Source organism: Streptomyces sp. NPDC002619 (assembly GCF_042889305.1).
Taxonomy (GTDB): domain Bacteria; phylum Actinomycetota; class Actinomycetes; order Streptomycetales; family Streptomycetaceae; genus Streptomyces.
The window spans coordinates 60935-74052 of the sequence record NZ_JBIAQV010000037.1 but is presented as its reverse complement, the minus strand read 5'-3'; the positions used below and the strand labels follow the sequence as shown (position 1 = coordinate 74052).

At 66.7% G+C, this 13118-nt stretch carries 7 protein-coding genes and 2 pseudogenes; 4 read left to right on the top strand and 5 right to left on the bottom strand.

Annotation, left to right across the window (positions count from 1 at the left end; genetic code table 11):
- Positions 1-674 (top strand): annotated as a pseudogene (locus ACFYXB_RS35975) (integrase core domain-containing protein); the annotation flags it as partial.
- A 158-nt stretch (positions 675-832) separates the two neighbouring features.
- On the opposite strand, the gene ACFYXB_RS35970 reads toward ACFYXB_RS35975, so the two are convergent.
- The 3 genes and pseudogenes from ACFYXB_RS35970 to ACFYXB_RS35960 form a co-directional block, all read right to left on the bottom strand.
- Entirely contained in the window at positions 833-3586 is a 2754-nt protein-coding gene (locus ACFYXB_RS35970) for a hypothetical protein (protein WP_389589240.1), read from the bottom strand.
- Between the two features lie 87 nt (positions 3587-3673).
- A pseudogene (locus ACFYXB_RS35965) lies at positions 3674-3847 on the bottom strand (DUF5958 family protein); the annotation flags it as partial.
- 239 nt (positions 3848-4086) lie between these two features.
- Positions 4087-5787: a NaeI family type II restriction endonuclease gene (locus tag ACFYXB_RS35960; protein ID WP_389589239.1), complete on the bottom strand. Its 1701-nt coding sequence runs from the start codon at positions 5785-5787 to the stop codon at positions 4087-4089.
- 125 nt (positions 5788-5912) lie between these two features.
- Here ACFYXB_RS35960 and ACFYXB_RS35955 point away from each other — a divergent pair, with 125 nt between their 5' ends.
- From ACFYXB_RS35955 to ACFYXB_RS35945, 3 genes are all read left to right on the top strand, one after another.
- Positions 5913-6131 (top strand): hypothetical protein, encoded by a 219-nt coding sequence (locus ACFYXB_RS35955; protein ID WP_389589238.1) that lies wholly within the window; start codon positions 5913-5915, stop codon positions 6129-6131.
- A gap of 299 nt (positions 6132-6430) precedes the next feature.
- Complete coding sequence (locus ACFYXB_RS35950) at positions 6431-6733, top strand: hypothetical protein (protein ID WP_389589237.1); 303 nt, start codon at positions 6431-6433, stop codon at positions 6731-6733.
- 443 nt (positions 6734-7176) lie between these two features.
- Positions 7177-7710, top strand: coding sequence for a hypothetical protein (locus ACFYXB_RS35945; RefSeq protein ID WP_389589236.1), 534 nt, complete (start codon positions 7177-7179; stop codon positions 7708-7710).
- Positions 7711-7982: 272 nt separating this feature from the next.
- On the opposite strand, the gene ACFYXB_RS35940 is transcribed toward ACFYXB_RS35945, so the two are convergent.
- A complete protein-coding gene (locus ACFYXB_RS35940) occupies positions 7983-10541 on the bottom strand; it encodes a DUF262 domain-containing protein (protein ID WP_389589235.1) in 2559 nt (852 codons plus the stop codon).
- Positions 10542-10821: 280 nt separating this feature from the next.
- Entirely contained in the window at positions 10822-12960 is a 2139-nt protein-coding gene (locus ACFYXB_RS35935) for a UvrD-helicase domain-containing protein (RefSeq protein WP_389589234.1), read from the bottom strand.
- Between the last annotated feature and the right edge of the window lie 158 nt (positions 12961-13118).

Here is a 13118-nt window from a genome sequence, read left to right as displayed (position 1 = left end):
ATCAAGGTCGCCGCCTCGACCATCTGGGAGATCCTCAAAGAACACGGCATCCCGCCCGCGCCCGAACGGCAGAGCACCACCTGGGCCGACTTCCTGCGCAGCCAAGCCGATGCCCTGCTCGCCTGCGATCTCTTCGAGACCCGCGCCCTGACCGGGACTCGCCTGTACGTCTTCGCGGTCATCGAGCATTCAACGAGGCGTATCCGGATCCTGGGCGCCACCGTGCACCGACCGCGGAATGGCTCGTGCAGCTCGGACGCAATCTCCTCATGGACCTGGAGGACGCGGGCAGCAGGACCAGATTCTTGATCCGGGACCGAGACTCGAAGTTCACCGCCGCTTTCGACGCGCTGCTGGCCGATGCTGGGCTGAAGGTCGCCACCACCGGCATCCGGATACCGCGGATGAACTCCCTCATGGAGCGCTGGATACAGACCTGCCGCAGGGAACTCCTGGACCGCACCCTGATCTGGAACCAGAGCCACCTCCTCCCCGCACTCCGCCAGTTCGAAACCTTCTACAACGGGCATCGACCGCACCGAACGCTGAAGCAAGCCGCTCCTCTGCGCCCGCTACCCGAACCGATCGACCTGCCAGCGCAGATCGAGCACCTCGATGTCCACCGACGAGACCGACTCGGCGGAACCCTCCACGAGTACCAACATGCCGCTTGACCAGGCCGGATGATTAATCGGCACCCGCAATGTCCTGGCATCCGTGCCGGCTGGGACACAAGGAGCGGGATCTGTCCGTCGCGCGGCCGGACCTCATCCACCGTGAAACTGTGACTCCTCGCGACCCTGCCACGCCTCTCAAAAAGGCTGGCCATCTGCTAACCGAAGTAGGGAGAGCGGTTTTCAAGCCAGCCGACTGCGTGCAGGTCGCGTGCGAGCCAGGTGTAGGCGAGGTTCGTGGCCTGGCGCTCATGGTGAGTGACGAGTGGTTCCTGTTGGACTCCAGGAACTCGGAACACCGCGGCGCTGTCCCCAGGCAGGTCCATCCACTGCCTGGTCGGAACGTCAGGTTCCTCGACTAGTTCGAGGTTGACGATGGACTCGGCAGATGGAGGTACCAAGGTGTCGGTGCGGAGCGTGTACTCCACGGTCGCGGTCCAGGCGGTGGAATCACTCGGGGCGGGCATGATCACGAGACCTTCGAGACGTACGGGCATAATGCTGTAGAGGCCCAGGGCGTGTCCGAAGCGCGGGAAGTTGGTTTCGACCAGGTGGCGATAGCCAGCAAGGGCGTCGCGTAGGACGTCAGTGGTGATAGACCGGGTCAGCTCCGGTGAGTAGGCCTGCCAGACGAACTGAGCGCCGTTTCTACGGTCCCCCGGGGGGCGGGGTGCGGCGAGGACGCTCTGGTGGATGTGCTGGAGTTCGGTGTGGAGCCAGCGAACGTCGGCGGAGTCGATGGTGTCGCCAGCCACGCGCCAGGTGCACCACGCGCTGTTTTCGACCTGCTCCATCATGGCGTCGACCTTCACCCGGAGGTCTTGTACGGGAATCGGGGCGCTGCCTTGCCGCCGGCTGTCCGCAAGTACGCGGCGGGCGAGAAACCACAGCCGTTCGGTCGCGAGCGGGGACAGCGGCGGGACCGGCAACACTCGCCGCTCCATACAGGTGGAGAGCTTCTTACGGAGCCGATTGCGCGCCCAGACCCATCTCCCCAGGCGCCCTTGCGGTAGAGAGAAGCCGTCGACGCTGTGGAACTGAGAGAGCAGCCCGCCTCCGAACTGAAGGTCCTGCCGCACTACGAGGTCTGCGTTCAGGACGCCTTCGCGGGCCTCGGCAAGCAGCATGAAGTCCTCTTCAAGCCGCACTCCCCACGGTGCCAGCTTCCCCTCGTGCTGCCGTGCCAACTGGGAGCCAAGGTCACCGACTCCCGCGAGCCACGCCAACATTGCGCTTCTCAGCCACTGACCTGCTGTCAGAGCCGGCTCCTCGCCGCTGCCGTGTATACCCCGGTCCATGTTCTTGGCCGCATCCAGGTCGGCCCGGGGCGTAGTGCCGACAATTTCGTCTAGCACCCACGAAGCGGCGGCAGGATTCGTCCGCGCCAGCCGCAGCATCAGCTCCTCAGCCACATCCGCCGCAGCGGTGTCTACGGCGAATGCGATTGCGTAACGCCAGCGAGGGAAGCGTTCTGGCCCGGCAGCGTCCTCGAGTCGTGCTGTCTGGTCCTGAAGAGCCTGAGCGGCAAAGTGCTGCTCGAACAGAGGGAGAGCGAACCGCAGTCGGTCGTCGGCCCGGACCACCAGACCGGTTTCTTCCAGCTCCCAGATTTCGTGCTCCCGCCCGAACGAGGAGGCCTTTACAAGGCCGGCAGAGTCCATGACCGACGCGGCGAGTCGTACCAGGCTGCTCCACACCCCCCGCGAGGCGGGGCGCTCGTAACGAAGGATGGAGTCGGCCAAGCCTGACAGCAGCTCACGCGGCGATGCCTGCGAGTTCCCCCCGGCGCGCAACCGGCTGCCCAGGGCATGGACGAGAAGTGGGCTCGTCAGCAGCTGCCTCGTTTCGTGCGCATCGACTTTCCAGAAGGCATCCTCGCCCACAATGACGCGCAGCAGTCCGAGGCCCCGTTCGAGCGGCCAGGGAGCAACGTCGATACGCTCGGTCTCCTCCACGTCGCCCGCTCCCGGGCGCGTCGTCGCCAGCACACTCACGCGGGGCCAGACCAGGACGAGCCGACGGGCTTCGTTCATCAGTTCATCGGCCTGAGAGGGGCTCACTGAGTCCAGATCGTCGATTACGATGCGGCACTCCCGATTGGGGTCGCCGCCCAAGGAATCCTGGACCGCCGATGCAAGACCGTGCTGCACCAGCCGCGCCTCCAACCAGACGGGAATGGCGATCTCGCTGTCAGCCCACGCCCGTGTCACGCCCTCGCTCCACCATCTCTCCGCCTCCTCGCTCTTGCCCGCACCCATGGGGGCTACCAGGACCCGCAGACATCCCTCGGGAACCTCCACTATCGAAGCGGACTGGCCGAACCGCCACGCCATCACCTCAGCTCGTCGGTCATCAGCTGTACTGCGGAGTCGAACGAGGCTGCGCGCACGAGAACTTCTCGCAGCGAGCTCCAACGCCTCCAGTCGCGACCGGGAACGTGCCGAGAACGGGACCACCGCTGCCACACGCTCGAGCAAGCCCTCCGCGTCGAACGAGGTCGCAGAGACTTCCGCGACTTCAGCATCGGTCAGCACGAAGCCGAGAGCCCGATCGTGTTCTTGGACCTGCTTTTGCTTCCACGACCGCAGCAGCTCCGCCGGAAAGAACTCAGGAACCCCATCGACCTCCGAGTGATGCGCTTCGCACAACAGGATCAGATTCCCGAAGGCTCGGTTCTCCTCGCTGCTCATTGCCGGGTCCCACCGCGCTCCACCTTCGCTGCGAGCGTGGATGTGCGCAACGCGGCTGTTGAGTATGCGCTTCTCGGCGGTCGTGCTCTGCCTATAGAGCGGCTGTCCGCACTGAGGGGAGCCGCACGTCATCGCGGACGCGTACAGCTCCTTGACGGTGGACAGCTTCGGTTCCGGATGCTCGCGGAGAGTACGGCCCGAGGACACATCTTTCGGGGTCATGGCACAAGTGTTATCGCTATGACGATGCGTGGCAGCTGCCGTGACGGTCTTGAGACATGGAAGCACTCCGAGCACCCCGGAGGGCAACTACAGCCGGTGTCGAGGGAACACCGCATGTCCGGGGTCGATCTTCCCGGGCAGCTGCTCGTCGATGCGTCTTCGCGTAACCAGCACCGACGGGGTGTGGGTCGGCCGGAGCCCGGACCGCTGGATGCCCTCCAAGGCGTCCTCGCTGGTGGCGCGTGCCTGGACGCAGAACTGGGAGAGATCCCGGGAGAGGGAACTTCAGCCCGCTCCACCCCCACCGCGACCGGCACCTCGGGCCGAGAGATTCGCCGGTGTGCAAGGTTTGCCACCGACCGCTTGCCGACGCGCTGGTTTCCTACGGGCGACACATCCTGTGCTGAGACAGCCGGCTGCCGCCCCGGGCGGGATCCCACTCGCCGCCTCGGATGCCCAGGTTCTCGCCGGTGCTGCGCACGCGCTGTATGGGGTGCAAGTCAGGTCGCTGGTGCCGGTCCTGTGGACGGGGAAGGAGCCGCCGTGGGCCCTCGGCGCAGGGCGGGCGGGAGGGGGCGCACCGTGTCATCTGGTAGGGCCAGTGCCCACGTCTCGCCGTCCGCGTCGACCGTTGTGCGTCCTAGCAAGTCTGCTTCCTTGGGGTCGACGGGGGCCAGCTGTGCGGTGACGTACTCGTGTCTGCCGGGCACGGGGAGCTGGAGTCGGCGGGCGATGTTCCGGTGATCTGGGACGCTTCCGGCCAGCACGATGATGCCGTCGGCCGCGAGTTGATCGCGCGCTTCGCGCATCCGGCGATCGGCATCGCGCATCGCGACGGTTTCCAGGTTGTTCCGGGAGATCACCAACCCTTGTGCCGCGCGCAGGAGTTGGTTCACGCGCATGCGTGAGCTGCCCTTGAGGATGGTCTGCAGCTGTGCCGGCGAAAGATCGGCGAGGGCGTTGGCGGGCAGTGAGGCGTCATGGTGGAGCCACACGATCTCGCGCCGGTGGTGGGCGGCCAGGCGCCGCTTGAAGTCCCGGTTGCCTCCTTGCGCGAGGATCTCCTCGCGTAGCCGCACGATACCCAGGTTCCAACGGTTGGTTTCGTCGTCAGCGTGCAACAGTAGGACCAGTCTGTCCACGTGCTCCTGAGAGAAGGTCCAGCCGCCGAACGACAGGGAGAACCGCAAAGCGATCCCAATGTCACCGGCTAGCAGGAGATCGGCCTGGTCACCGTCTTCTTCACGACGCAGCCCAAGAGCGTTGACGAGGGTGCGTTCGACCAGTAGGCCCAGATAAGTCTTCTCCGGCTTCTGCAGTTCGGCGAGCCGGTAACGACCGGTGCGGGGACCGTCGAGGACGTCATCAAAGGCCGTGCGGATGGCACGTGCGACGCGGGAACCATCAGGGTCGTGTGCAAGCAACTCGCGGTAGGCCGAGTGGAGTTGGACGTCATCATTGATGGATGCGGCAGATACTGCAGTCGGCGTCGGTCTGTCATGGTCGGTGTGCTCACGTGCGGGGAGCACGACGGCGGCGGCGCGGGAATCGGTGGCGGACGGCGTGTAGCGCATCGGGTTCTCGTGCAGTTGGGCAACCTGCGCCTCCAGCGTGGCCATGCGCCTGCCGAGGTCGACCGAGTCACCCTGACCAGACGTCGGTTCTGCCGGGGTCTGGAGTTGGGCAGCCGGCGCCGGTGGATGGGCGAGGAGCGCGAGCAACATGAAGGTGGTCGCCTCTGCCTGCTGGCGACTTTGCTGCTCGACCCGGAGGGCCTCCTGCTGCTCGGCCACCTGCCGACGCAGCAGGACGACCTCGGACGACGATGCGTCCCGAAAACGCTGATCACGGCCCGCGCGCTGCCGCCTACGGGCCTCTGACGCTTGCGTGAGCAAAACCGTGGCTTGCTCGCACAGCGCGTCCGCCACCGCAGGTTCCGGCGCGCACAGCCTGAGCACGGCTTCGACGAAGACGGCGTTGACGTCCAACCCTTCGCCGGCGAACCGCTTGGAGATGGTGGCGACGCCCGGTACGGGACGCCCGCCGAGCATCTCGGGCGTGAGTCGCTCCGCGATGTCACGGAGGGTCAGTTGTGCCTGGTCCGCCTGAACCCGCAGGAGCGTGGCGACCTGATCCTCTTGTGGACTCATGCCCTGCAGAGGCCGCCTCGGCCGTCCCTGCCCACCCCCGATGCCCGCCATGGGATCCCTTTCTTCACCCAAATCAATAAAATTCGCTGAAAAATCTAAACTAGCACGCGCGTTCACCTGGGTTCATGGAAGATGACGACGATCTACATCGACGAACTTCTGGGGGGAGTGCGAACGTGGGCAACATCTCGGCGTTCAGGCTGTTGCTGGCCGTCTGGGTGGTGACCGCCGCCCTACTGGTGGCGGTGATCGCCGGAGCCGTAGTCGGCCCGACCAACGCCGGCGACCGGGACTGGCGGAGCCGACTGCGCATCGCCGCGGCGGCGTTCGGCCTGACCGTGGCCAGCGCTGTCGCCATCCTCGGAGTGGCAGGCCTGACAGGCGGCAACGCCTGACCGGCCCAGCGCGCACCGCCCGAATCTCACTCGCCCTTGTGGAACGCGCCGTCACTGCTCATGAGGACGGCCCGCTGAGCCATATCTCAGAAGAGCCCGTGACGGGCAGGTGATCGGCCGCCTCGTTGGGTGCCGCGCTCGAGCACCAAGACGGTGCGGAGCCGGTGCGCACCGAGCGCCGGACGTCCCGGAAGGATCCGGTGCCGCGGGAGATGCGGATGCCCCGCGTATGGGCAGCGTTCGCGGCTCGTACTGCGGCCCTGACCCCTGCGACGCTTCAGTCGGTGTAGGTGCGCAGGATGTCGATGACGGCGCGGATGTGGGGGTTCGGCGGTGTCGGGGAGCGGGTCGGGGTTGAAGTGCATGAGGTCGTTGCGGATTTCGCGGACCTCATCGAGACGGCGAGTGAAGGCGGCTCGGTCCAGAGGCCAGCCCAGTTTTTCCCAGCAGGCAGGGTTGGACAGGACGTTGACGTAGTCGCCGAAGGTCAGCGTGTCGAACAGGTGCTGCCGCTACTGGGCCGGGCACGGCAAGACCGCTTGGGTGAGTGGCTGAAGCGCGTGTACCCCGAGCATCCGTGGCTGGCGAAGCTGGTGGAGTAAGCGGCGCGGGCAGCACCCATGTTGAACATGGAGGACAGAGCGGTCTTCTCGGCGTCGCCTTGCCTGCGGGCGCACGCGTACGCACGGCGGCGAAGCCGGAACAGGACCTCATGCACCCTTCTGCCGCCCGCGCGCGGAACGGCGCGTCCGGCCTCGCAGGCCCCGGGACGCAGCCACGAAAGCCGGAAGACGGTCGGTTCGTGACGCGCCGCTCGCGCCTTTACCATCCGGGACCGTCCCGGCGAAGTCGACTGCTGGGACGGCTGAACGGAATTCCTCCGGCCTACACCCCCTGTGGCAGCGCCGCGCGTTGGCGGCTTGCGCGGCTCTTCTGCTCACGCTAAGACAATTTTACTCAAGCGTGTACAGGCGTGAGTGAGTGTGAGTATGCTTGTGCGTGCTGACGCACTGAGATGGTGCGTTGGTAACCAAGGGGAGGACATATGCGCCTGATCGATGGCACGCCGCAGGAGATCGCCGAGTTCTTGCGGCTGACCACGCCGGAGGACGATGCGGACACCGGCGCGCCCGCTGAGGCAGAACTGGATGCACCCGTCAGCGGACTTGGCGGGGACCTGGACTGGGCCCAGATCAAGGACCTGGTCCGCGGCCGCGCCCGCAGCGCGGAAATCGCCAACCGCGTGCTCGACTTCCTCCAGCGCGCCGTGGCGCTCGGCAACGTCGAGATCGGTCCGGGGGAGTCCGAGCGAACCCGCGACGGCCGCACCGACTACATCATGGTCCGCGACGCAGGCGTGCGCCGCTTCGGCGCAGTCGCCTACGTCAAGGCCACCAACGGCGGACTTACCCTGCGCCTGACCCGTGAGGACGTGGAGGACCTCGACGAGCCACGCATCAGCTTCCGGCAGGTCCGCCCCGGCCACCAGTACGTCGTCAACTGCCCGCTCCGCGACGACCAGTCGGTCCAGGCAGCACTGCGCCTTGTCGAGGTTGCCCTGAGGAAGGTCCGTCAGTAACGCGATCTGTTTCAGACGCCACCACAAGGGGCCCTGTCCGATCGGACAGGGCCCCTTTGAACCATGATCACTGCCAGTTCTGCGCCGGGGCCCGCCGCGCTGCGCACGGACTCCCGTCGGCTGATGGGCCCTGGCAACAGCGAGGCTCGCTCCGCGTGGCTCCCGTCAAGTTCGTACCGAGACGCTGGTGGTGGCGCGATATGTCACCACCAGCCGGTCTTGCGCCATGGTCTGTCCCCCCAGCAGCCGGGTCCCTCGATAGGTGCTTCGGGTCAGGTCGTGCGCAGTGCGTGGTCGCGGAACCAGGCGAGGGTTTCGAACAGCGTTGCTCGGCCTTCTTCGGCTGCCAGTACGGGCAGGGGGAAGTGGGGGCGTAGGGCGAGTTTGCCGTGGGGGATGGTCACGCCCTCGATCCGGTTGAGTCGCTGCCGGAGTTCGTCGCGCAGGCTGGGGTCGGTGAACGGCTCGCGTGAGGCCAGGTGCTGGAAGACGACTTCTACGGCTCCGCCGCGGCCGGTGCCGGGGAAGATCGAAAGAGGCCAGATGGTGGCCTGGGTGCCTGGCCGGTCGAGGTTGAGGAATGCACTGGTGTAGGTGTGTCCGGTACCGAGGCCGACCCAGCCGCCGACTGCCTCCCAGAAGTCCAAAAGTTCACGGACGGCGGCAACGTGTGCTTCCGGGTTGTCGGCTGCCAGCTGCCCGTGGAAGCGTTCCAAGCGCTCCTGCCAGGAGGCCCGGGCGGCAGGTGAAAGGCTGGGGCGAGTGATCTCCTGTTCGGGCTCTTCCTGCCGGAGCAGTGCTGCCAGCTCCTCCGCATCGAGCCGCTGGGAGGGAAGGGCGCCGCCGGTGGCGGTGAATTCCACACCTTCGCCTTCCAACAGGGCCTGTACGTCACCCCGGTCGTGTCCATCGGCCCACCGGAAGCCCTCGGCTACGCGCCCGTCGGAGGTGAGCACGCGGTGGGCGTTGAGCAGGTCAGGGGTGCCTAGCAGGTGCGTGCCGACCGGTCGGGCGCTGGAGCCGATGAGCGCGGCGAGGTCGCCGTAGGTGGTCCAGGTTCCATCCGGCAGAGCGGCGAGCGCCTGGTGCAACTGGCCCCAGTCCCGGCCGCGTTCTACCCGGGAGACGCCTTCCACGGGGGAAGGCCACAGGTCGATCGCCCGGTCGGCGAGTTCATCGGCCCGTGCGAGGATCTCGGTTGCCCCCCAGCGGTCGGTGCCGGCGATCCGCCGGTTCATCTCCAGATGGCTGGCGTGCAGCAGGTCCTTCTTGCGGTCGAAGGGATTGTTGGACAGCTGGGAGTTCACGGCGGTCAGGGTGAGGTTGCCCAGGGTGTGAACGAGGCGGGCGTGGACTTCTTCCGGTGTCTCGCCGTCGGTGCAGTCCTGAGCCAGCGCCGCCAGCCACTCCGGACCGGCAGACTGCGGCATCACGTGCTCGACGGTGAGCTTGGCCTGGGTGAAGTCGACCGGCTCGGGGTGCTCGTAGCTCTGCTCGAGGCGTTGCAGGACGAACCTGCGCTGGTTGATCCGGCCGCGTTCGTAGAACCGGCCGGTCCGCGTGTGTTGGCGGACCTCGTCGTCGGTGGGCCAGAACCGGCGGGGGGCGGACAGGAGCTGCCGCAGGCCGTCGGCAGGGGAGAGGTCAACCGGCAGCTGACCGGGTACGGCCTGGAAGATGCGGTTGAGGTTGTTGGTGGGGATCCAGCACAGCATGCGCCGGACCAGGAAGCTCTCCAGGTAGGACAGAGCCCGTGCCACCTCGGCGCTGTCGATGGTGCCCTTGGACCGTTCGTCCAGCATCAGCATGACCACGGGGTAGGCCGCGCTGGCCTGCCACTCCTGGAGCCTGTGCAGGTGCTCGCGCACGCCGCGGTCTTGCTCCCGTTCAGGATGCAAAATGCTGGCGAAGTGCTCTGCGCGCCGGTGCAGTTCCTTGATGTAGGCGAGCACGGAGTCCTCGTCGGCACCGATCTCCGTGAACCGGTGCTGCTGCGCGGTGTACAGGTCCTGCCGGCGCACCCGGTCGTCGCCGTCGAGCACCAGTTGCAGCCACATCAGATGCTCGAGGTCCTCGTTGCTGAACGCCTCCTGCAGCGGCAGCCAGTAGGTGTCGTACACCTCCTGCGCGCGCTGCCGCAGCTTCATGAACAGGTAATTGCGCAGCAGGTCGGCCTGGCTGAGCTTCAGGCCGGTGTTGTTCAGGGACTCGAAGATCCGGTGGACGTTGTCGTCCTTCTCCGCACTGACCGCCACCAGGGTCATACGGGAGGCGATGGCCTGCTCGATGAGGGCGAGATCGTAACGATCGGCGGGATCCTCCGCCTTGACCAGCCTGCTCCTGAAGAAGCGGTAGGTCTCGCCAACCCGGCCACCGCCGCTGCCGGTGTGCGTGCCACGGATGTACTCCGCGTAGTGCGCCCTGTCCGCCTGGGTCGGCAACAGTCGAAAGTAGTCCTCGCCCTGCTTGCGCTTGTTGATGAGGTACTCCTCATCGATACGCTCGTGGGCCTCGGGATCGGTGGCCGCCAGATGGTCCCGCAGCGCGGTCAGCGCCAGCGACAAGGTCGTGAGCCGCTGCTGGCCGTCCACGACGAGCCACCGGGGGAAGGTCGGCTCCGTCATCGGAGACGGCGCCAGCACCACCGAACCGAGGAAGTGCGTCGTGCCGTTCTTCCGCTCCGCCAACAACCGAGCCTGGTCGAGGATGTCCCGCCACAACTGATCCAGCTGACGGTCCGTCCAGGAGTACGTCCGCTGGTACAGCGGGATCTGGTACTGCTGGGTCCGGCCTTGCAGTAGATCGGCCAGGATCGTCTCAGACGCCTTCATTGTCCCCTCACAACTTTCCGCATGCCCCACCCCTGATTCGGGCCCGTGTTACCGCCTGTGGGCTCCGATGACGTCCGTCATACCACCTCGCTACGACAGCACCCGCGAAACGGTGTGGATCAACGGCATCCGCCGGCAGGTTCTTTCGTACCTGGTCCCTGCGGGGCACGCCCGGACATTCCTTGCATGGCCCACGACAGTGGGGCGCCCCCCGATGGCGAGCAGTCAGCAGCACCGGCAACCCGGCAGCGCACGATCATTTGCCCGCGGTCCCGGTGGCTCAGGCAGGCAGGAACGGACTGGGCTCGCCGTTCCAGGAGACGAACAGACCTTCACGGGCACGGGTGCAGGCGACGAAGAGCAGGCACCGCTCGGCGAGCATGTCGGTCTGGTGCTGCAGCCGGTCCACCTCGATGGGGGTGACCGCGCTGGCGGCAGGCACGCTGTGTGCGGTGACCCCGATGACCGTCATGCAGCGGTACTCCAAGCCCTTGATCGCGTGCATCGTCCCGATCCGCACGGCCGCACGCTCCGGTGGCGGATCGTTTCGCAGCATCGCGACATCGAGGCCCGCCTCCGTAAGCCGCTCGGCTGCGAGATCGCCGAGCTTGCGGGTACGGGCAGCCACCCCGATCTCCTGCGGCAGCACCCCCGCCTTTGTCCAGGCGCGTATCTGGTCGACCAGGGCATCCAGCTCCTTGATCTGGGACGCGGCCTGGTGCAGGACGGGGCGGGTACCGTGCAAGGTGGACCGGTACCCGTCGAGACCTTCGGCGCTCTGCCCGATGCCACCGTCGTCGTTGCCGTCCAGAGAGTCGAACGACTCACCGGTCAGCAGGGCTGTGGCCCAGGTGAGGATCTCATGCGTGGTCCGGTAATTGAGCCACAACTGCGCTGACCGCCCAGCCACTTTGATCCCCAGACTACGCAGCGACACCCTGTTGTCGTAGATGCGCTGATGCGGGTCGCCCGCGACGAACAGATCGTCCGGACCCTCGGCGACACACGCCCGCAGCATCCGCCACTGCGCCGGATGAAGATCCTGAGCCTCATCGACCACCACATGCCGGTACGCAGGCTCACCGCGGGCAGCGAGCACCCGGGCCGCCTCGTCGGCGATCTGCAGATGCGTGAACTTGCCCTCGTCCCGCAGCTGCTGGGTGAACATCTCCACCGCCCGCCACGCCTTGGCCCTCTGAACCGGCCCGAGCTGGCTGCCTCTGCCGCGTCGGGGAGCCTTCAGATACTCCTCCAGGGAGGAGATCGACTGCGCCAGCACGACGTGGCGGTACTCCTGCGCGAGGAACGGCTCGGTCCACGGCAGCTCCAGCTCCCGAATGATCCGTCCCCACCGCGCCTTCTCGTCACTGTCGAGGACCACCTCCAGCCGCTGCCCGCCGCGGGCGGTGCGGACCAGCTGGTGGGCGAGGCTGTCGACGTGCACGACATCCACCTGGCGCAGGTGCTCTTCGTCGAGCAGGAGGGCCAGTGACTGCCGCAGCCCGGCTGCCAGGGCCTTGGTGTACGTGGTGAGCAGGATGCGCTGCCCGTCGGCGAGCCCGCGCACCAGATGAGCCACGCGATGCAAGGCCACCACCGTTTTGCCCGTGCCAGGTCCTCCGGTGACCTGCGCGGAACCCGCGTACGACGGCCGGTAGGCCACACGGCGCTGCGTGGGATGGAGGAAAACCCGCCAGGCATCGAACGGCCTGGCCAAAATGCCCAGCAGTTCCTCAGGCCCATCGACCAGCGCGATGCGACCCTGGCTGCGCTCCATCGCCGCACCGATGTCTTCGGCGTCCACCACGTCCGGAGCCTTGCCGTCCGGCAGCTGCTGGGCCGCGACCTGTTGCCACACCTCATCGGGATCCATCTCGGCGGCCAACGCCAGCAGGACGTCGTACTGGTTCTCCGGAATGATTTTCTGGAGCGCGTCCAAGTGCGCTTCGGTGGTCAAAAGCCTGACCAGCGGCAGCAGATCGCGGTCGATCCCCAGTCGCAGCAGGTCGGCGTCGCTTACCTCACCGAGCAGACGCTTCTCGGTCGTCCCGGCGATGTGCTCCATCGCCGGCGTGATCGCCTCCAGCGCCTGCTCATTGCGTACCTCCAGCACGCCCAGCACGGCATTGACGCCGAAACGGCGGCTGCGCGCGTACTCGATCGCGTCGTCATGCGGCCGCACGCTGATCAGGCAGTAGTCGTCGCCGACCTCCGGCGCGAGCACCACGCCGCGCCAGAACTTGTCGATGCGGATAGTGCGGATGCGCGGGTCGCGCGCATGGGCGAGCTTTTCCAGGTGCAGGCCGGCGTGCGTGTGCGCCGCAAACTTCGTGATCGCGTCATCCACCGCTTTCTGCACCGGCTTTTGCAACTTGGCGTACTCGACGAGAAAGTCCTTAGCGACACCGAGCTTCGGCAACTGCCCTACCCCCAACGCGCGACGACAGCAGGCCGCATCCCAACTCCTACCGTTGCCCCAAACCCCCTGCGACCTGCAGTGAACATACCTTGAACCGCATCGCACGGGCGATCGGTTCTCCATCTTGGACCCAGGCCCCCGAGCTAGCGGCGAACACT

Coding starts and splice junctions, on each gene's coding strand:
- ACFYXB_RS35940 (WP_389589235.1), bottom strand. CDS start 10,541: ATGAAGGCGTCTGAGACGATCCTGGCCGATCTACTGCAAGGCCGGACC.
- ACFYXB_RS35945 (WP_389589236.1), top strand. CDS start 7,177: ATGCGCCTGATCGATGGCACGCCGCAGGAGATCGCCGAGTTCTTGCGG.
- ACFYXB_RS35970 (WP_389589240.1), bottom strand. CDS start 3,586: ATGACCCCGAAAGATGTGTCCTCGGGCCGTACTCTCCGCGAGCATCCG.
- ACFYXB_RS35960 (WP_389589239.1), bottom strand. CDS start 5,787: ATGGCGGGCATCGGGGGTGGGCAGGGACGGCCGAGGCGGCCTCTGCAG.
- ACFYXB_RS35950 (WP_389589237.1), top strand. CDS start 6,431: ATGTCGATGACGGCGCGGATGTGGGGGTTCGGCGGTGTCGGGGAGCGG.